The sequence below is a fragment of the Psychrobacter sp. 1Y4 genome, assembly GCF_051847555.1.
This window is the reverse complement of the sequence record NZ_JBPYDE010000776.1, coordinates 1-621: the sequence shown is the minus strand read 5'-3', so window position 1 is coordinate 621 and position 621 is coordinate 1. Positions and strand designations below refer to the sequence as shown.

General features: G+C 45.2%; 1 protein-coding gene. It reads left to right on the top strand.

Annotated elements, in window-relative coordinates:
- A partial coding sequence (locus tag ACS8FC_RS18830; RefSeq protein ID WP_439297913.1) for an electron transfer flavoprotein subunit beta/FixA family protein occupies positions 1-621 on the top strand: 621 nt, incomplete at both ends.

The window sequence follows — 621 nt, the reverse complement described above, 5'->3', positions numbered from 1 at the left end:
GGCGTTGATCTATCAAACACCAAAATGTCGATTAACCCTTTTGATGAGATTGCAGTAGAAGAAGCCGTTCGTCTAAAAGAAGCTGGCGTCATTGATGAAATCATCGTCGCGTCTATCGGTCCAAAAGAGTCGCAAGAGCAAATTCGTGCAGCCCTAGCATTGGGTGCTGATCGTGGCGTTTTAGTCGTGAGTGACGAAAAACCGTATCCACTACAAGTTGCCAAGATTCTAAAAAGCATCGCTGAAACAGAAAGCACTGATATTATCTTGTTGGGTAAACAAGCGATTGATGACGACAACAACCAAACGGGTCAGATGCTAGCGGCATTGATGGGTATCGGTCAGGGTACGTTTGCCTCAGAAGTGAAGGTTGAAGGCGATAAAGTCAACGTAACGCGTGAAATCGATGGCGGCCTACAAACAGTTGCTCTTGATTTGCCAGCGGTTATCACGACTGATCTACGCTTGAATGAGCCACGTTATGCGAAACTGCCTAACATCATGAAAGCGAAGAAAAAGCCGCTTGATGAAAAAACGCCAGCAGATTTCGGTGTTGATATGACATCTAAGCAAGAGATTATTAAAGTCGTGCCACCTGCTGAACGCAAAGCTGGTATTACA